The sequence below is a fragment of the Corynebacterium flavescens genome (assembly GCF_008693105.1).
Classification (GTDB): Bacteria; Actinomycetota; Actinomycetes; order Mycobacteriales; family Mycobacteriaceae; genus Corynebacterium; species Corynebacterium flavescens.
The window spans coordinates 53,740-72,043 of sequence record NZ_VXKK01000023.1 but is presented as its reverse complement, the minus strand read 5'-3'; the positions used below and the strand labels follow the sequence as shown (position 1 = coordinate 72,043).

Genomic DNA, 18,304 nt, shown 5'->3' with positions numbered 1-18,304 from the left:
CAGATCTTCGCGTCTGGATATTGCCGTGTCGGGGAAAATTTTGCGAAAGGACACACCCCATGCTTAAGGGATTTAAGGATTTCATTCTCCGCGGTAACGTCATCGAACTCGCGGTCGCGGTCATCATCGGCAGCGCGTTTACCGCCATTGTCACGGCTGTGACCAATTCTCTCATTCAGCCGCTGATCAATTCTTTCGGTTCCGCAGAGGTGCAGGGGCTCGGTTTCCGCATCATCAGGGACAACCCTTCGACGTTGATTGATTTCGGCGCAGTAATCACCGCAGCCATCAACTTCCTCATCGTGGCAGCCGTGGTCTACTTCCTCATCGTCATGCCGATCAACAAGATCAATGACGCCGCTAAGCGCCGCCAAGGCATCGACCCCACCGTTTCTGCTCCGACCACCGAAGAGCTTCTTGCCCAGATCCGTGACCTCATCGAAGCTCAGTCCAAGGTCTCCGCACCACAGGTTAATGAGTCTGCTGTTCCCACCGCTACCGCTGACGTCAAGGACACCGGTTCTTCCCAGCCCACCGATGGCGGTCGCCACCAAGCTTAATGCCGATAACCTGGGGTTAAAATAACCACTAGGCCGCAGGACGCACTCAGGTCCCTGTCTCTTCCCTTTTCTGTATTGGGGAGAATCAGGGACCTTTTCGCTTCTGCTATTTAAGACCCATGATGTGGAGGCATCTGCTCTCTGTAGAACTCCTCTCCACGGAGCTCACCTGCATCCAGAGCCTGCTCATCATCGACCGGAGCGCTGCGTTGTGCGTCTGAACTGACAGCACCCGCTGGTCTCTCGCGGGGGCTGTCAGCGCTTCGGTCATAGTCAGGTGCATCCGAACGACGGAAAACGCGCCGCCTACGGTGCTGTAGATTTCCCAATTGCCTGCTTCCCGTCCCCTGGTGCCCGATTACTCGAAGCTCGACATCTGCAACTGGTCCACCAGGTGGTGAACCAGCGGAGAAAGAGTGGCCATTCCATCTCGGACGGCTGCGCGAGAGGAAGCGAGATTGACCACCACGGTGGATCCCGAAACCCCGGAGATGCCACGCGAGGTGCACGCGTCCACAGCACCGCAAGCTTGACCAGAAGATCGCAACGCTTGGGCAATGCCAGGAACCATTTGGTCTAATACAGAACGAGTGGCCTCCGGGACCTTGTCACGAGGACCGACCCCCGTGCCACCGATGCTCAATACCAAGTCAACCCCGCCGACGACTGCAGTCTCTATGGCCTGGCGGATTTTAGACTTTTTGGAGCGAACGATAACCGCGCCGTCAACCTGGAAGCCGGCCTCTACGAGAAGCTCGCTGGCTAAGAGTGAAGTATCTTGAGCAGCCTCATCAGGATGATCAGTAACGATGACAACGAGTGCTCGCCGCGGGGCTTGTAAAGCCTGTTCCTTTTCGCTGGCGATAAGGAAAGCATCATCGGGCTCTGCGATGTCTCTAAATACTTCAGGGGATTCGTGCTGTGCGAGGACAGCGGCGGATTCGAACTGTTCGGGCATGGTGCTCCTTTGGAGGGCAGACAAAACGTTAGTGGCGTTAAAAGCGTTTCAGGTGAAGTACCGTGTTGTATCAGTAACTTACTCGTTAGATAGCGTTACCTCTACCTTTCGCGGATCTGGGTTCCCCTCACTCGTGACTTCAAGGGTCACCGTTGCCCCAAAGTCCTGGGATCGTGCGGCCGCAATGAGCGCATCCGAGTTCTCGATAAGGCGGTCATTGACTCTAGTGACCACGTCCCCGGCTTTTAGCCCGGCCTTGTCGGCTGGGCCGCCCGGCTCTACTTCCACGATTTGGGCGCCGTTCCCGCTACTGCGGGCATCGACCTTTACTCCTAGCGTGGGGTGCTTGACCGAACCGTTGTTGATGAGCTGATCGGCCATGCGCTTGGCAAAGTTAGAGGGAATGGCAAATCCCAAACCGATGAATCCGGCCTCAGACCCAGCCGAGTTCGACAACGAGGCGATCGTCGAGTTCATGCCAACGAGATTTCCGTTCATATCAACCAAAGGTCCACCGGAGTTACCGGGGTTGACTGCCGCGTCGGTCTGAATTGCGTCGATAAGCGAGGACTCGCCTGCCTCTTGAGATGCACGCACCGGCCGGTTCTTGGCCGAGACGATGCCGGAAGTCACTGTGGCATTAAGTCCAAGCGGAGAACCAACGGCCACCACTTGCTGTCCGACGGCGACGGCATCCGAGTTTCCAAACTCCAAGAAAGGTAGGTTGGAGACTCCGTCAATCTTGATGATAGCCACGTCAGTATTGGCGTCCGAGGCGACGAAAGTAGCCGAATGCTTGGAACCGTCATTCATGGACACCTGTAAACGACCGCCCCTATCGGTTCCGGCGACGACGTGGTGATTGGTCAAGACATAACCGTCCGGGGAAATAATCGAGCCGGAGCCCTCCGAAGCTGCGGTTTGTGTAACCGCCTCGATCGATACGACGGAAGGCAAAGCCTTGGCTGCAACTGCCTCGACAGAGCCCTCGGCTGGGGCTTCACCGGTGCTGTTGTTCACCGGTTGGTTGTTGAGGACCTCGTTGACGGTTGCCCTGTCATCGTTGGAGTTGCCGCCTACCGCGATGCCGGTTATGGTTCCTGCGGCGACCGCTGCCACTAAGGACAGCGCCAAGGCTGCGGGGAGACTAACTTGCCGCTTGTTCTTAGTTGACGCCGCCACCGCGGTTGGGGCTGCTCCCTCAGGACCTGGCTCCGAACCGAAAGGCACCTGCCACTGCGGTTGCCCGTTAGAGGCTGATTGGCCTTGCTGCGCCGAATTATAGGCGCCCGCATTGTTGTAGGGCTGCCCAAACTGACTAGACGGAAAGCCTGCTGTATGCGCCGAGCCCTGAGTGCCAGATCCGTATGCGCCGGAGGCGCCATTTGCCGCGCCATCATCACGCGGACGGTTCCATCCCTGAGATTGGGAAATCGAGTCATCGTGCGAGGGGTCCTGTGGACGATTCGGCTCATTCATGTTTGGGTTCCTCATATTCATGTGGATTAGTGTGCCCGAGTTCGCTTATCCGCGTCTGGAGCTAGTCTGCCAAGCGGCTACGAGTAACTGAGAGCTTCCTGTATGCGCTCACCACGTCTAGTGCGCGATCCCCAGATTAAAGCACTAGAGCCTATCGAACCAACGTTTGACAAAGGCGCGCGCCCGTGGCGAAGTCGTCGGAGCAGGCTCCGCTGCCCCCGTCTCCTCCGCACCCGCGGTACCCTGTGCTCCCTCTTCTGGGCACTGCCCGATCACGCCGGGTTTTCCGGGCAATAAAACATCCATCCGAGCACCACCATCCGCCGAGGAAGAAATCTCAATGCTGCCGTGGTGCCGCTCAACAACGGCCTTCACTATAGCTAGACCGATGCCAGAGCCGGGCATAGAGCGTGCTGCAGCAGCTCGATAAAAGCGCTCAAAGACCTTCTCCCTTTCTTCGGGGTCGATGCCCGGCCCGGAATCATCAACACGCAGTAGAGCACGATTCTCCGAAACTTGATTCAAGGAGACGTACACTGTGCCCTGCGCAGGAGACCATTTGGCCGCATTGTCGAAAAGATTGAGGGTAGCCCGCCCCAACGCAAGAGGATCCCCATCCATGTTCCACGGCTCAATATCAGCCTGAAATTCCACGTCGGGACGCCGACGTCGAACGCGCTCCAGGGAAGTCTCCAATATCTCGTGCAGCTCGACGGTCCCCATACTCCCCGCCACTGCATCTTCACGCGTGAGATCCACCAAATCACCGATGAGGTTGGACAGCTCCGACATTTGAGACATGACATCAGACTCAAGGTCCTCGCGCTCTTGTCTGCTGATGGGCGCACGGCTTCGATCCTTCTCCATCATCATGAGCAACTCGATATTGGTGCGCATAGATGTCAGCGGAGTCTTGAGCTCATGCCCTGCATCCGCCACGAACTGACGCTGCTTGAGCCGGGCTTTCTCCAGCGACTGGAGCATGCGGTTGAAAGACACTGTTAGCTGAGCGAGCTCGTCTTTTCCCACAACCTCGATAGGACGCAGATCATTCGTCCTCGTCACATAATCTGCGGCCTGGCGCAAGCGAGCAATAGGCTGCATACCTGCCCGCGCCACCACTGCACCTGCCACCATAGCCACAAGGATCCCCAGCACAACTACAACTATCAGAATTGGGCCGATGACATAGACAAGGTAGTTAATTCTTTCCATGTCTCGAGCAATGACCACGGTAGCCCCAGAACTATCCCGCTTGGCCACTATCCTCTCACCGTGTTCTGAGAAAGCCACAGTGTCTAGCCCATCGCTACCGCGCTCGAAAGGTCCGTGGACAGGAATATCGTCGCCCAAGCTCGTCTGCTGCCCCGGGGGTATATAGGAAATCCGTGTGTTGGCCGTGTAGTCCCGAAACTTAGCGAACTCATCGCTTAAGTTTTCAACAAACTCCGGATCCTTGGTCCTCTCCAGCATCACATCCGCGCGCTTCTCCAGACCGGAATCTCCGAAGGACATGAGAGATGCAGATATGAGGAAATAGAGCGCAGAGGCCATCAGCGCCACCGAGAGAGCCACCACGATGCCGGTTATGAGGGAAAGCCGCAGCTTGAGAGAGAAGCGCGAGAGTATTCGCGCCGGCGAAAGCGAAGACTCCTTTTCTGAGTCTTCGCTTTGAGCCGACGTGTTCGAACCAGCAGGGCCGGAATCAGCAGTTAGCTCATGGACACCGCTGCCCTCAGCTTCTTCCCCGGTTCGCTGTGTAAAAATCATGCAGCGGTCTCCCGCAGGACATACCCCACTCCGCGCACAGTATGGATGAGTCGATCCTCGCCCTCTTCCTCGGTCTTTTTGCGCAGATACCCAACATAGACCTCGAGCGCATTACCGGAGGTTGGGAAGTCATATCCCCACACCTCCTCCAAGATGGTCGAGCGGGCGAGGACCTTGCGTGGGTTCTCCATCAGCAGCTTAAGCAACGCGAACTCAGTACGAGTAAGGGAAACCTGCCTCTCGCCGCGCTTGACTTCGCGCGAATCCGAGTCAAGCTCCAGATCTGCAAAACGAAGCCGCGCGTCGCCCTGCGGCTCCTTCTTTATGGAATCAGCCGCTGCGCGCCGTGCGAGTGAACGAACTCGCGCCAGCAGCTCCTCCAGAGCAAAGGGCTTGGGAAGGTAATCATCCGCTCCGGCATCAAGCCCAGCCACTCGCTCCGCCACGCCGTCACGGGCGGTAAGGACAAGTATCGGACGGTCCCAGCCTTCACCGCGCAGCGTGCGGCACACCTCAAGTCCATCCATCTTGGGCATCATCACATCGAGGATGAGTAGTTCTGGATTCTCGGAATTAACCACCTCAACGGCTTCCTCTCCATCACTGGCGGTGAGCACATCAAAGCCGTTGAACTTCAGGGAACGCCGCAGGGAGCCGCGGACCGCTTCATCATCATCCACTACGAGAATCTTCATGAGGTTAGATGATACTTATTAAGGCGCTGGATTAGTAGGCGAACAAACGCAACCGCCTTTAGTAGGAGATGGCTCACATAAAAGCGCTGGACAGGCGTTAGGCACAAAACACCCCCGCATTGCCGGGGGCAACGTGGGGGTGTTAAACAGTGAAGCAGAGTGGCCGATTAGAATTGTTCAACGTCCACAAGGCCGAGCTTTGCAGCCTTGACCAGACGGCGCGGGATGCGCACGGTCTGGCCGTCGATGGTTACTTCCTGGAGGGCGACATTGTCAGCCTTCCACTGCGAACGACGGGAGTGGGTGTTCGCGCGGGACTTCTTAAACTTAGGAGTTGCCATTTTCTTCTTTCCTCCTTACGCGTTCTTCTTCTTGCGGCGAGCCATGCCGCCGAAGCGCTGGTTGAAGCGCTCGACGCGGCCGGCGGTATCCATAACGCGCTGAGCACCAGTCCAGAACGGGTGGGACTCAGAAGTCACGTCGACGACGATCAGCGGGTACTCGTTGCCGTCTTCCCACTCGACGGAGCGAGCGGAAGTGGCCGTGGACTTGGTAAGGAACTGATGTCCGGTACCGGCATCTTGGAAAACCACAGGGTGGTAATCCGGATGGATATCTTTCTTCATAGGATCTCCCTCAGGGTTGAAACTTCAGGTCGGTTCCGCGCTCAAAAATTGCGTAGATCGTGCCTGAGTTGGGATGTACGATCATTTCTCTGCCGCACCTCGTGGCGAGTGCTTCGCTCGAGGAACAAACAACTCGAGCCATATTACACCCGGATGGGCCGCAACAGGAAATTCCTCAACCCCTGACGCCGACCAACGACGAGAAGCTTAACCCCTCGGAATCGTCATAAAGAGGACACAGAATTAGGATGCGGAATTACAATGGGGCGATTAGGCAAAAAGCACTGCGGGCGGTAAGATTGCGCATTGCTGTTGTCAAAATATACGTTTTACGCCCCGTCTACTGGTGTTTAACCCTTACTTGCGCTCATCCTCACTTAATAGAGCACTGCACCTCACTGCATAGAGTAAGTGTTTAATAGCCATGATGTGGGCGGCTAGGAGAAAGAAGACCCATGTCGGCTATTTGCCAGGTAACGGGCCGCAAGCCGCAATTCGGCAAGCAGGTCTCGCACTCGCACCGCCGCACTTCGCGCCGTTGGAACCCTAACGTGCAGCGTCGTCGCTACTACCTGCCCTCCGAGGGCCGTACCATCACCCTGACTGTTTCTACCAAGGGAATCAAAATCATTGACCGCGACGGCATCGAGTCCGTTGTTGCCAAGATTCGCGCACGTGGGGAGAAGATCTAGAAGATGGCACGTAACGATATCCGCCCAATCATTAAGCTGAAGTCCACCGCTGGCACCGGTTATACCTACGTAACCCGTAAGAATAAGCGGAACAACCCGGACCGTATTTCTCTGATGAAGTTCGATCCGATCGCCCGCAAGCACGTCGAATTCCGCGAGGAGCGATAATTCATGGCTAAGAAGTCCAAGATCGCCAAGAACGAGCAGCGCAAGGAAATCGTCGCCCGCTATGCGGAGCGTCGCGCAGAGCTCAAAGCAATCATCAAGAACCCGAACACCTCCGCTGAAGATCGTCTCGACGCGCAGTTCGAATTGAACCGCCAGCCTCGTGACGCTTCCCCGGCTCGCGTTCGTAACCGCGACGCCGCTGACGGCCGTCCCCGCGGTTACCTCCGCAAGTTCGGTTTGTCCCGTGTCCGTATGCGTGGCATGGCTCACCGTGGTGAGCTGCCGGGCGTCCGTAAGTCCAGCTGGTAAAGGGGGAATTGCACAATGGCTATCAAGCGCAATAACCAAAAGAAGTTCCGTATGGAGCAAACCCGCCGCCCGAAGAAGAATCCTTTGAAGGCTGAGGGCATCGAGAAGGTGGACTACAAGGACACCAAGACCTTGCGTCTTTTCATCTCGGATCGTCACAAGATCCGTTCGCGCCGCGTTACGGGCCTGACCCCGCAGCAGCAGCGTCAGGTTGCAACCGCAATCAAGAACGCACGCGAAATGGCTCTCCTGCCGTTCACTACCCGCTAATTCAGTAGCAGGTTTCAACAGCACGCTTTTGCCGCTGGCAAGTGTGACACGGTAAAAGAACCTTAAGTGGCCGCCGCCATCCCTTCCGATAAGGAAGGCTTGGTGGCGGCCATTTTTCTATCCGTTATCAGTCTGCCGCCAATGCATGATTCCGTGGCGGTGCAAGTGCAGGAGCACTTTGACGTGATTCTGCACGCAAGGTGCTAGATTAGGAACGTTAAATAAATGCACCAAAAGCGGAAGGAAAGACTTCTTCATGGCTTTGCACAAGTCATTGCTCGATCTCGCTGAGCTAGCGCCGCGTTGCCAGTCACCACAGACCGCCCGCGGCTTACTGGCTGAGGGCGTAGATCTCCTCCGCAATGCCGTCGAGCATCGCGGAGATGACCTAGAACTAGCCGCATGGTACTCCAGGCTCATCGTCGATATTGTTCGCTCCCCCGGGGTCAGCAGCCCCGTGCGTCTCACCGGCGCCGTCGCGCGAGGAGATATCTTGCCCTCCATGCCGGTTTTGTGGATCGGAGAAGATCCTCAACTAGAAAGCATTCTGAAGGACGCTGGCTTGCGCGGGCAGTCTGCAGAAGACACCGCAGCCACCCGTGTCGACGCGGGCCTTCCACTCGGGCCTGGCGGCGAAGAAGCACTCCTCGCCTCTGCCTTGGCGGAGCGCCCTGCGGCGCTGCAACTGGTGGACGGCTTGCCTGACCGCCAAGCATTGCTCGACATCCAACATGTGCTGCTCTCCCCCATAGCTGCAATCGCGCGATGGGCCGCTCCAGCGCCGAGACCAACACCAGACCGTCTAGCCATTGGGGTTGAGCGCGAGCTTCTAAGCGCAGAAGAAGCAGACTCCCTAACCAAGTCCTGGCGCATGGGCATGTCATTGGAACTGCAGCGTTGGTTTGCTGGAGTCAACGAGCATGAGACAACTCTTGCAGACTTGCCGCCGCTGGACAGAACAGCCTACGGCTCGGCATGCCGCACACTCTCGGCCACGTTTGAGTCAATCGCAGCTCGGGATAAAGCCTCTTCTTGATCGCCGCACCGCAGCTTTGGCCGCGGCTTGCGCCCCTGAGGCTCTACTATCTTTAAGTAAACCCTCAATCCCTTACTATTCTCATCCCCACCCCTTTTGAAAGGAGGCGACCGACCACATGGCAGGCAACGTTGGTAGGCCGCGCAAGAACAGTCCTCGCCGTCGCGGCAATTCCGCCCGGGAGGAAATCCTCGACGCTTCTTCTGAGCTTTTCACCACCCAGGGCTTCGCTAATACTTCGACGCACCAAATCGCGGACGCTGTAGGCATCCGGCAGGCTTCCCTCTATTATCACTTCCCTTCCAAGACGGAAATCTTCCTTACCTTGCTTAACTCGACCATCGAGCCCTCTTTGGAGCTGGCTGGAGAGTTGGCCCAGACCGATGTCGAACCAGAACAGCGCCTGTGGTCTTTGGTCGCTGCTGAGGCCCGTCTGTTGCTCACCAGTGGCTGGAATGTAGGGCGCCTGTATCAGCTGCCGGTGGCCAATTCTCCTGAGTTTTCCGAGTATCACGAGGCACGCAAGCAGCTGCAGGAACATTTCCGTAGCAACGCCGCAGCCATCGTGGGCGAAGACGATCCCCGCATCGAGTTGCCCTTCCACATTGCGTTGTCCGTCATCGAGATGCGGCGCAACGACGGTACCCCGCCGTTCGACGCCTCACAGCGCATTCCGGAGACCGCAGCCATGCTTGCCGACGCCGCTTTGTCAGTACTCGGCGCCACCATCCCAGACAACGCCGAGGAAAAGACCCTTGAGCTGCTCAAGGATCGCAATGATTCCATCTCCGCCGCGGCCGCTGCGGCAGCGGCCCGCAAGAAGAAGACTCGCTAGAGCCCCCTATTCTCTAGCGCCCGCTCCAGGACTGGCTGAAGCTTGAGTTTGCTGCCAAGGCTCCGCCCTCGCGCACTGTAACTCCTCCCGGTGTAACGATGATGAGCGCGGGGTCAGCCTGGACATAGTAGGAACCATCGCTTTCTGTAGCCGGGGATTCGAGGGTTCCACCAAACATGTGGGAACGATAGGTCAGCCCTGCACTGCCCTGGCATAGCGCCACCTGGCCATCCGGCCCGTTACCGGCAAAAACTAGACTCTCGCCGCTATTGCAAGAAGCGAAGCTTCGGATCCATCCCGTCGCGGAGAGGCCCGCTGGCATATCCGCCGCCCGCTGCGTGGCAGGCGTCTCCGGCTCAGGGGGCACGGTCTCTGTGACCGTGACTACGTCTTCTTCCTCCGAGGCACGCATGCTCTCATCCTGGTTTTGCGCGGTGAGGATGCTGCCGCTTTTGGTGGACATCGGTGCAGAAGATTCGGCTGCGGTGGTCTCTTCACCCCCCAGACCACGAAACACAAAGAATGCAACGGCAGCCGCAAAAATCACACCCAAGACTACGATGCCAATATAGAGCGGAATTCTCCCGCCCTGAGAGTGTGGCTGGGGACCGTTTCTTGAGTCATACACTGGGCCATTCTCAGAGCCATATTCTGGAGAGTACTCAGGGGGAAATGGGTTAGTCATGGTCTTGTTCTCCTAGCCTAAGGCGTGTCGATGAGCGTATTGCGCAAGGAAGATGCGAAACGGCCTAAAGGGCGCCTCGCCTTCGCCCTCCAGTTTGTGGACAAGCCTGTCGATCTTCTGGTTCGTCTTCTTCTCTGTCCAGCCTAGTTGCCCGGCAATCTCCTTCACGGGAGGAATGTTGGCATTCGTGGCACCTGGGCTTCCGAGGTAGCCGGCTAACAGGCGCAAGAGATCTTCTTGCTCTGCCGTAAATACTGAGCGCTCGCGGGTGAGCTGATCACTGGCGGGTGAATAGCGCGAGGGGCCAACCTTAGCCAGCTTCTCAACCTGCACGTGCAGCTCATACTTCTCTTCCTTGCTCTCGCAAGTTATCGAGCTCTTGCCCAAGGGCAGGAAAGTCACAGCACCTGGGCCAAGTTCGATGTGTGTGGAACCCCCCTTGTTCAGTGCGTCTATCCGCAGCGGTATGTGCCGCCCGACATTGCTCATCATCCAGCCCTGCTCGGAGTACCACAGCTGAAATAGCGTGCGGTGCATGGAAAGATCATGGCGCCCAATGACGAGGTTGCCTGATCTCCCGACAACGAGTTCCTCCCCGGCTTGAAGCAGGAGTGAGTTACCAACCAGATCATCAATATGCAGGCGCGGGCGTGGTTGTACCGGCAGTGCTGAGGTATCGGTAGTAGGCGTGTCTAGCATATTTCTATATCCCAACCTGAAGAATCCTGTGCGTAATCGATCATGGAAGAACCTATCAAAGCTATCGCAATTGTATTCCTATCCGCAGCGTCTGCACTCAGTTTTTGGCCCCCGCCTAAAGCCAACACCGCCTCTGGGCTGCCGGCCGGGAGGTAGTAGGTCATTGTGCACTCGGAACCGCTTTGCACCATCGCAGTGTCAACCGCAGTGTCGCTTCCCTTCTCCGAGCCGGAGCTACCAAAGGTTGCCAGCTGAGAGGACACGAGACCATCACGCGCAGCTTGGTCTTGAAATCCCACTACCTCAAAACTGCCCAAATACTGCGAGACACATTGGATTCGTGCGCGTTGCCCGCCAGCTACCTCCGCACTGTGGCAGGTGGCATCCGCCCACCCCGCCTGGCCCGGAGAGCCAGGAAGAAGCTGCGGGAGGGCCGCGACGAGGCTTTCTTCAGCAGTATTCCACTTCGGGTGAGACATGACCCATCCACCAGCGGAGATCCCAGCGATGAGAACGACAGCAGCTCCGGCCACGAGTGCATTGCGTACCCCTGACCATTGTTTTCCCCTGCCAGAGCTGGTTGGCACAGCAGTAGCACCACGCGCAGCGGGCGGCTTTCTTTTCCCACACCTGCCCAGCTCGTCGATGAATTCGCTGGCGGAACGGAAACGCTGCGCGGGAATCTCACTCAACCCACGGGCTAGGACGGCGCGGACTTCTTCGGGGTGTTTGGCCGCGTCTTCGCCAAGCGCAAAGCCCGCGAGATTGGACACTTGGCGGTGGGTCTGCCATGCCTGCGGCGGCATAGTGTCTTTGAAATGATGCAGGGTGATCATCTCGAAGGCGATGAGCGCCAGTGCGTAGTTGTCACTTGCTGCGCTGGCGGCCTCTCCCTGAAAGCCGGAATGAGAAAGCTCCGGTGCGGCATACTTCTCCGTGCCAACCACACGCCCTAACCGGGTTAAGCGCGACTCATTGGGAGAAATCGCAATGCCAAAGTCAATGAGTACGCTGGGATCCAGGGAGCCGGGTTGAGCACGCAACAAAATATTGGCCGGCTTGATGTCACGGTGAACAAGCGGCGGGGAGAGCTCTCCATGTAAATAATCCAAAGCCCTGGCTATGGGTTTAAGGTAGTAAACCACGTCCCGCAGGTTGAAACCGCGCCCTGACTGCCTTCTCTTTGCGATGAGGTCCTCTAGACTGCCGCCATCCAAATAGGGCATGGCAAAGTAATAGCCATTAGGGGTGGTATCGCTGAACTTCAGGTCGATGATCGCCGGATGGGTGATGCGAATGAGACTATCCATCTCCTTGCGGAAGCGTTGCTGCTCCCCCGCACCGCTGAGTTCTGGTAGCAAAACCTTGACTGCTAGAACCCTGTCCGGATCGTGTTCTCTCACCCGATAGACGGTTCCCATTCCCCCACGCCCGATCTCTGTAATATCGGTCAGATTGCGTTTTCTGGCTAGCCAGTCGGGGAAGGAGAGAGCGGTCACGGAGATCATTTCACCATACTTTCACCTGCAATCAGTGCTTCTGCCCTCTTGAGTGCCCCCTTAGGCCCACTTTTGTCGCTTTATCCACCTGCGCTTACCCCACTAATGGGGTGCAGGTTAGCAGCAGCGCTGAGTTCTAATGGTTTTGCCAGGTTTGTTCTACACTAAGCAATAGGCTTTTCCTCCCCTACCTCGTGAAGGCAGCCCATGAACTCTCCCAGCTTCGGCAGCTCCGCGCCCGCGAATGGATCCTCCGTCCCCAACTACCCTCCTCCTGCCGCTCCTCCTCGGCGCACTCAACGGGACTGGGTGGGGATTGGCGCGATCGTGAGCGTCATCGTTGCCGCGCTTGTCGCCGGCGCTGCAATTTGGGCCGGTACGGGCAAGGCTGAGACTAAGCAGGCACAGTCACTATTACTCCCTGCCGGCTCTGCGCCGGCCGCTGTGGGAATGCAAGAAACGCTTAGCAGGCAGCCGCAGCCGCGTCCGAGCCTCGCTGGGTCTCCCGCCGCTCCCCAGACGGCAGCGGCGGGCTCAGCTCGCAGCGGCACGGTGGCCCAGCTGCCGCATTCAGCGTCTAGCGCAAACTCCAATCAAGGAGCAGAGGGGCAGCTACCGGGGCTGGGGTCAACTGGCTGGACTTCTCAGCCTGCTGCTACTTGCTCAGCAGGTCAACAGCTCGTCTACGCAGCCTTTCACTCCTCCGAGAGCCGCTATGTAGTGGTCTGCGAGGCCGCAGGGGCCTACACCTATCACGGCTCGTGGAAGAGCGGACCTGCCTCCGGGACGGCGCAACGGCTCGGTAGCGGCCATTATCGCGCCGGCATCAACGATTCCCCTAGTACCGTCAAGCTCAATCAAACGCAGTGGATAGTCTCCGTCAATGACGGTTCTGGCACCCAAGACACCGGCGATTTCCAAGGATATTGGGCACGCTAAACGCCTTTAGACGCTACTGCTTTAGGAGCACGCGGCGGAAGGCCATGTGACCTGTGCTGCCTTAAGCTCCTCAGTCATCGTGCTCAGCATGGCTTGGCCTGCCTCATACGTGCCTTCCTGCGGATGCGCGAACAAGGCGAGAGCAACGGGAGTGCCTTCCAAAGACACAATGCCCAGCTGTCTGACTTCATAAGCCCCGGACTCGTCTGGACCCCAGCCCCCCTTCATGCGCGCCCCAACAAACTGGCGCAGTCCATAACCCTGCGCCGGATCGCTGACTTGCATCGCGGAAAGAACCTGGTCGGCGCCATCCAGGCAACCCAAGCGCGAGGCAAATCGTGCCTGATCTGATACAGACCATTGTGTCTGGCCAAAGGCGCTAAATCCTGGCCTAGTGACCTGCGGCTGTACACGAGTAGAGCCGTTACCGGCCTCGGCCAGAACACTGCCCACCGCCGCGGCGGCCTCCTCACCCGTCCCCAAGGCATGCCACATTTGCTCGGCTGCTTGGTTATCGGAGAAGGTGATCGCGGAGGAAATAGTAGCGGGGTCAGCTACCCCGGCTCTGTGGGCCGCGATAGCCAAGGGCACCTTCGAGGTAGACCACGCTGCTGCCGGTCCTGTCTGCCCTGCTGCGATAACGCCCTGTCCATCAGCCACGGCGATACCGGCCTGTCCGCCGAAGCGAGTCACGGCGGCCGATACTGCGGCATCGAGTGCTGCCTGGGCATCGGCTGCCTTCGATGAATCTTGCGTTGAGCTTGCGGGAAGAGTTGGCGAAATCGAGGACGATTCCCGCGACTCGGCCTCAGGCAAGGTAGGCCCGGTTGCACTTTCGCTGCTCGTGGAGTCTAGCGGTGCAGGATCCCCAATTGTGCAGCCCGAAAAAACAAGCGCGCTGGCGACTGTGGCAACCGCGCCGGTCATCGTAAGGCTCTTGCTCCCACAAATGTTGTGGCCGGCTCGTGGCCGAGCGCTGAAAAGAAATGACACGGCGCCAGTGCTCCTTGGGCTAGACAATATAGACGATCGCATTATTACCGCCGGTACATGTGACAAACTGCCCGTTGTCACTGCAAGACATGGAATAGCTGTTATAGGTTACGGAGCTATATACCGACAAGGTGGCGTTAAGATCACCCGTGTCGAGGTAATTACGCACATAGGCATCACGCACAGCCAAAGAGAACTGTGTGGAAGTCACACTCGAGCCGCGATAGACGTTATTGAAGTCCCCACCGGGAAGATTGTTCATCGCAGCGTCGTTCACTGCGACTGCGCCGCTGGGGAGCTGCGGAAACTCTGGGCGTTCCGGTTCTGCTGCTTCTTCAGACGTTGCGGGCTGAGTAGCTGCTTCCTGCGGGGATGTCGCAATTGCGGCGTCCCCGGCGGCAGAGTCTTGAGAGCTTCCTGTGCCACGTCCGCTCAAGCTATTAAAGACAGAGAAGCCAATTACTGCCGCGATGGCTATCAAGGCCACGACTATGCCCATATAAAGGGGCAGCCGGTTCGGCTTGGAAGCAGGAGCGCCGGCACTAACCGCCGTGGGCGGCAGGGCTTCCCACTCATCCGTGGGTGGATATGCCTCGTTGCCGTAGTTATCTCGGGCATCCATGTCGTGGGCCCAGGGGTTCGCGGGGGTATGTCCTTGAGCGTCTTGCCAAGGGTTTCCTCCGCCGTTTGCATTGCTCATCTGCAACTCCGTTCCTTAAAGAATCCGCTTTCGGTATCTGGCGCCGAGGGGTGGCGCGTCTCCACCTCATAGGGGCAGAGGCAGTCTGCATAATGGGCTGAAAACTCGAATCGCACCTATAACTTCTACCCCAGACTCCTGGACTTTTCTCCATTTTGCGCCATGATGGGGAGCACTCCCCACATGCGGACTAGGCCGGTCTAACAAGAACCGTTGCCTCTAAGCCGACCTAGCCGCCTATCCCGAGCGTTTTCGGGCTACATTAAACATGTTGATTCTCTCTAAGCCACAAGGAAACTCCCTCTCGTCATGACTGTTCCCCCTCCAGGGCCTCCCCCACGCTTTGGCGCTTTTGCAGGCCCGCATTCGGCTTCGCCTTCCCCGACTTCTCCCCCTAGTTTCCCCAGCGGCCCCGGCTCGCAGCACTTCGGGGCCCAGAATGCTGCCTTTGGTCCATCTGCATCTGCGCACACACCTGCGTTCTCGCAGTCCGCTACAGGGGGACAAAGTCCCAAGTCGCAGCGGAGTTACTTCGACGCTGCCATCGCAGGCCTCATCGCGGCGATGTTGGCTTTAGCGATCGCCTTCGGAGGCGCGGCGTGGTGGGCGTTCGGGGAGAGAGACACCTCGGCAACAACGGAGGAGGAGCCATATCAGCCGGCGGGAACTTCGCTCACCAGTAGCTGGAGTCTAGATTCTGACTTTAGCCAAGAGGACACCACCGCCATGATTCAAGGAGTTAGCTTCCCCCACTCCTATGTGGCTGAAACTGGGGATTCCGCCACGGCCACGCTCGAGTTCCGGGACGGGGATTTCGAGCTTTTGACCATGACACTGGGATTCACCGATAGCCGCAGCAACCCTGAGGTCGATCACGCGCACGTGCTCATCAATGATGGAACCGGCAGCCTTCAAGACTTAAGAGTCGATGTTGGTGAACCCACTGAGCTGCAGCTCCCGCTGTCTGGGCGCACAATGGTAGTCATCACTGCGAGCTTCTTCGACGCCGCGGACCAGCCTGCTTCTGGTTCCTCCTTTGTCATCGGATCCCCCTCCGTACAATGAGAAAATCGCCACCCTAGGGCACTACTTAAGACGCAACCGCGGGTACCTCTTGGACTAGCTCAAGAGGTACCCGCGGTTGTGAATCTGCAGGGAGGGGAGATTCCTCTAAATACTCCTAGTGGGCAAAGTGACGCGTCCCAGTCAGATACATGGTCGTTCCTGCGGCCTGCGCGGCGGCAATGACTTCCTCATCGCGGATGGAGCCGCCCGGCTGCACAACGGCTTTGACCCCGGCTTCGAGAAGCACCTCGAGGCCGTCAGCAAAGGGGAAGAACGCATCCGAGGCCACGAAAGAGCCAGCGGCGCGGTCTTCTCCCTCAGCCAGAGTATTCGCGCGCTGGACTGCCAGCTTGGCGGAATCCACGCGGTTGACCTGGCCCATACCTACTCCAACGGTGGCATTGTCTTTGGCCAGCAGAATAGCGTTCGACTTCACCGCGCGCACTGAGCGCCAAGCAAACTCCAGCTGCGCCATGTCCGCCTCGGACAAGGCCTCGCCTGCCACGAGCTTCCAATTCTCCGGCTTGTCGCCCTCTGCCTGGTAGGTGTCGGGGTCCTGAGTCAAGAAACCACCAGAGATAAACTTATTCTCCGTGGTGGGAGCCTCGTACTCAGCCACGAGAACACGCAGGTTCTTCTTCGTCTGCAGGATCTCGACGGCGCCATCTTCATAGGAAGGCGCAACGATGACCTCAGTGAAGATCTCCTTGACCTGCTCCGCCATTTCCACGGAAACCTCGCGGTTGACCGCGATGACTCCTCCGAAAGCAGAGAGCGGATCACAGGCATGTGCGGCACGGTGAGCGGCCGCGATGGATTCCTCGGATACCGCAATGCCGCAAGGGTTGGTGTGCTTGATGATGGCGACGCACGGGCGCTTGTGATCCCATGCGGCGCGCCATGCGGCATCGGCGTCCTGGTAGTTGTTGTAGGACATCTCCTTGCCGTTGAGCTGCCGAGCATTCGCCAGACCGGCGGTGCCGATGCGCGTTACCGTGGCTGCTTGATGGGAGTTCTCACCGTAGCGCAGTGCCTGTGCGCCTGCCTGCTCAGTCCCTAGCTGCTCAACAAACCATTGCGACACAGCCGCGTCATAATCAGCCGTGTGCAGGAAGGCATCGCGGGCCAAGGCTTGGCGCTCACTGAGGGTGAAGCCGCCGTTCTCCACAGCGTGGGCGACCTCACCGTAACGAGCGGGATCCACAACGACTGCCACGGAAGGATGATTCTTGGCGGCCGCACGCACCATCGACGGGCCTCCAATATCGATCTGCTCAACACAGCCGTCAAAGTCCGCGCCGGAGGCAACCGTTTCGCGGAAGGGATAGAGGTTAACAACAACCAATTGGAAAGGCTGAATGTCCAGCTCTTCTAACTGATGGAGATGATCTTCTTTGCGCGTATCCGCCAGGATCCCCGCATGCACGCGCGGGTGGAGAGTCTTTACGCGACCTTCCAAGCACTCAGGAAAGCCGGTGAGCTTTTCCACTGGGGTAACGGCGATTCCCAGATCCGCAATCTTTGCGGCGGTCGAACCAGTCGAGACGATCTCGACCCCAGCCGCATCAAGCGCCCGAGCGAGATCCTCCAGACCGGACTTATCGTAAACGCTAATTAGTGCCCGCTTAATCTGCTTGCGGTCGTCATTCATAGTAAGAAGCAGCCTTCCTGACCAAGGTTGAGGGAAATAACACTAGAGCTGTACGCGGACACGACCGTCCACGATCTGCGCTGCACGCAGCACTCTGACAATGAGCTGGCGTTCTACCACTTTGATCCGCTCGTGCAGGCTGGCCTCGTCATCATTCTCAACAATCTCCACTGCCTGTTGAGCAATGATGCGCCCAGTATCCACCCCGGCATCAACAAAATGGACGGTAGAACCTGTGATCTTCACTCCATAATCCAACGCATCCCGCACGGCGTGCGCCCCTTTAAAAGAGGGCAGAAGTGCGGGGTGGGTGTTAATGATGCGCTCCTCGTACCGGTCTAGGAACGCCTGCCCCAGGATCTTCATAAAACCTGCAGAAACAATTATGTCTGGTTGCCCCGCCTCGACGGCGGCAACCAGACGTTGATTCCACTCGGTGCGATCCGCACCCATCTCTACTACCTCGGTCGCGATACCGCGATCCTGAGCCCGGTCGATCCCGGGGCAGCGCTTATCGGCGACGACTTTGGTTACTCGGTAGCTTCCTTCCTGCGCGTCCATGATGGACTGCAGGAGCGAACCCGTCCCAGAAACAAGGACGACGACAGACAAAGGCGGTGAATAGGAGGGTTTTTGCGGCTGGAGAGGTGAAGTCACAGGCATATCTTAGCCCGC

Annotated in this window: 22 protein-coding genes; 9 read left to right on the top strand and 13 right to left on the bottom strand. The window is 58.0% G+C overall.

Features of this window, described 5'->3' with window-relative positions; all coding sequences use genetic code 11:
• Positions 1-59: 59 nt before the first annotated feature.
• Positions 60-560, top strand: a complete 501-nt coding sequence (gene mscL / locus F4V60_RS04095) for a large conductance mechanosensitive channel protein MscL (RefSeq protein ID WP_075729455.1) — start codon at positions 60-62, stop codon at positions 558-560.
• Positions 561-918: 358 nt separating this feature from the next.
• Here mscL and F4V60_RS04085 read toward each other — a convergent pair whose 3' ends face one another.
• From F4V60_RS04085 to F4V60_RS04060, 6 genes are all read right to left on the bottom strand, one after another.
• Positions 919-1,518, bottom strand: coding sequence for a MogA/MoaB family molybdenum cofactor biosynthesis protein (locus tag F4V60_RS04085; protein ID WP_075729453.1), 600 nt, complete (start codon positions 1,516-1,518; stop codon positions 919-921).
• Positions 1,519-1,596: 78 nt separating this feature from the next.
• The gene (locus F4V60_RS04080; RefSeq protein ID WP_232315979.1) at positions 1,597-2,997 is read right to left on the bottom strand and encodes a S1C family serine protease; all 1,401 of its coding nucleotides are present in this window, start codon (positions 2,995-2,997) and stop codon (positions 1,597-1,599) included.
• Between the two features lie 144 nt (positions 2,998-3,141).
• Positions 3,142-4,767: a HAMP domain-containing sensor histidine kinase gene (locus F4V60_RS04075; protein ID WP_084559133.1), complete on the bottom strand. Its 1,626-nt coding sequence runs from the start codon at positions 4,765-4,767 to the stop codon at positions 3,142-3,144.
• Positions 4,764-5,462 (bottom strand): response regulator transcription factor, encoded by a 699-nt coding sequence (locus tag F4V60_RS04070; RefSeq protein WP_075729451.1) that lies wholly within the window; start codon positions 5,460-5,462, stop codon positions 4,764-4,766. The genes F4V60_RS04075 and F4V60_RS04070 overlap by 4 nt, the downstream gene beginning before the upstream one ends.
• A gap of 167 nt (positions 5,463-5,629) precedes the next feature.
• Positions 5,630-5,803, bottom strand: a complete 174-nt coding sequence (rpmF, locus tag F4V60_RS04065; RefSeq protein WP_010187615.1) for a 50S ribosomal protein L32 — start codon at positions 5,801-5,803, stop codon at positions 5,630-5,632.
• Between the two features lie 15 nt (positions 5,804-5,818).
• Positions 5,819-6,088, bottom strand: a complete 270-nt coding sequence (locus tag F4V60_RS04060) for a type B 50S ribosomal protein L31 (RefSeq protein ID WP_075729450.1) — start codon at positions 6,086-6,088, stop codon at positions 5,819-5,821.
• Positions 6,089-6,543: 455 nt separating this feature from the next.
• Between F4V60_RS04060 and rpmB the strand changes: the two genes are divergently transcribed.
• The 6 genes from rpmB to F4V60_RS04030 all read left to right on the top strand — a co-directional run bounded on the left by rpmB (position 6,544) and on the right by F4V60_RS04030 (position 9,398).
• Positions 6,544-6,780, top strand: coding sequence for a 50S ribosomal protein L28 (gene rpmB / locus F4V60_RS04055; protein ID WP_075729449.1), 237 nt, complete (start codon positions 6,544-6,546; stop codon positions 6,778-6,780).
• Between the two features lie 3 nt (positions 6,781-6,783).
• A complete protein-coding gene (gene rpmG / locus F4V60_RS04050) occupies positions 6,784-6,948 on the top strand; it encodes a 50S ribosomal protein L33 (protein ID WP_040085297.1) in 165 nt (54 codons plus the stop codon).
• A 3-nt stretch (positions 6,949-6,951) separates the two neighbouring features.
• On the top strand, positions 6,952-7,257 hold the full coding sequence (gene rpsN / locus F4V60_RS04045) for a 30S ribosomal protein S14 (protein WP_075729448.1): 306 nt from the start codon (positions 6,952-6,954) through the stop codon (positions 7,255-7,257).
• A gap of 21 nt (positions 7,258-7,278) precedes the next feature.
• On the top strand, positions 7,279-7,527 hold the full coding sequence (gene rpsR / locus F4V60_RS04040) for a 30S ribosomal protein S18 (RefSeq protein WP_075731046.1): 249 nt from the start codon (positions 7,279-7,281) through the stop codon (positions 7,525-7,527).
• A gap of 256 nt (positions 7,528-7,783) precedes the next feature.
• Positions 7,784-8,563 carry a hypothetical protein gene (locus F4V60_RS04035; RefSeq protein ID WP_075729447.1) on the top strand — a complete coding sequence of 260 codons (780 nt, stop codon included), beginning with the start codon at positions 7,784-7,786 and terminating at the stop codon, positions 8,561-8,563.
• Positions 8,564-8,681: 118 nt separating this feature from the next.
• Positions 8,682-9,398, top strand: coding sequence for a TetR/AcrR family transcriptional regulator (locus F4V60_RS04030; RefSeq protein ID WP_075729446.1), 717 nt, complete (start codon positions 8,682-8,684; stop codon positions 9,396-9,398).
• Between the two features lie 13 nt (positions 9,399-9,411).
• Here F4V60_RS04030 and F4V60_RS04025 read toward each other — a convergent pair whose 3' ends face one another.
• Genes F4V60_RS04025 through F4V60_RS04015 form a run of 3 tightly spaced genes read right to left on the bottom strand, consistent with a single transcriptional unit; the run spans position 9,412 to position 12,290 of the window.
• Positions 9,412-10,083 carry a hypothetical protein gene (locus F4V60_RS04025; RefSeq protein WP_075729445.1) on the bottom strand — a complete coding sequence of 224 codons (672 nt, stop codon included), beginning with the start codon at positions 10,081-10,083 and terminating at the stop codon, positions 9,412-9,414.
• A 12-nt stretch (positions 10,084-10,095) separates the two neighbouring features.
• Positions 10,096-10,782 carry a hypothetical protein gene (locus F4V60_RS04020; RefSeq protein ID WP_075729444.1) on the bottom strand — a complete coding sequence of 229 codons (687 nt, stop codon included), beginning with the start codon at positions 10,780-10,782 and terminating at the stop codon, positions 10,096-10,098.
• On the bottom strand, positions 10,776-12,290 hold the full coding sequence (locus F4V60_RS04015; RefSeq protein ID WP_075729443.1) for a serine/threonine protein kinase: 1,515 nt from the start codon (positions 12,288-12,290) through the stop codon (positions 10,776-10,778). Before F4V60_RS04015 ends, F4V60_RS04020 begins: the two co-directional genes overlap by 7 nt.
• A 198-nt stretch (positions 12,291-12,488) precedes the next feature.
• On the opposite strand from F4V60_RS04015, the gene F4V60_RS04010 reads away from it, so the two are divergent.
• Entirely contained in the window at positions 12,489-13,220 is a 732-nt protein-coding gene (locus F4V60_RS04010) for a hypothetical protein (protein ID WP_075729442.1), read from the top strand.
• Positions 13,221-13,241: 21 nt separating this feature from the next.
• Here the strand turns inward: F4V60_RS04010 and F4V60_RS04005 are convergent, their stop codons facing one another.
• Complete coding sequence (locus F4V60_RS04005; RefSeq protein WP_075729441.1) at positions 13,242-14,147, bottom strand: hypothetical protein; 906 nt, start codon at positions 14,145-14,147, stop codon at positions 13,242-13,244.
• Positions 14,148-14,232: 85 nt separating this feature from the next.
• Positions 14,233-14,913, bottom strand: a complete 681-nt coding sequence (locus F4V60_RS12720; RefSeq protein ID WP_084559132.1) for a hypothetical protein — start codon at positions 14,911-14,913, stop codon at positions 14,233-14,235.
• A 309-nt stretch (positions 14,914-15,222) separates the two neighbouring features.
• Between F4V60_RS12720 and F4V60_RS03995 the strand changes: the two genes are divergently transcribed.
• Positions 15,223-15,978 (top strand): hypothetical protein, encoded by a 756-nt coding sequence (locus F4V60_RS03995; protein ID WP_141255934.1) that lies wholly within the window; start codon positions 15,223-15,225, stop codon positions 15,976-15,978.
• A 115-nt stretch (positions 15,979-16,093) separates the two neighbouring features.
• Here the strand turns inward: F4V60_RS03995 and purH are convergent, their stop codons facing one another.
• On the bottom strand, positions 16,094-17,629 hold the full coding sequence (gene purH, locus F4V60_RS03990) for a bifunctional phosphoribosylaminoimidazolecarboxamide formyltransferase/IMP cyclohydrolase (protein ID WP_075729439.1): 1,536 nt from the start codon (positions 17,627-17,629) through the stop codon (positions 16,094-16,096).
• 42 nt (positions 17,630-17,671) lie between these two features.
• The gene (gene purN, locus F4V60_RS03985; protein WP_075729438.1) at positions 17,672-18,292 is read right to left on the bottom strand and encodes a phosphoribosylglycinamide formyltransferase; all 621 of its coding nucleotides are present in this window, start codon (positions 18,290-18,292) and stop codon (positions 17,672-17,674) included.
• Positions 18,293-18,304 lie beyond the last annotated feature (12 nt).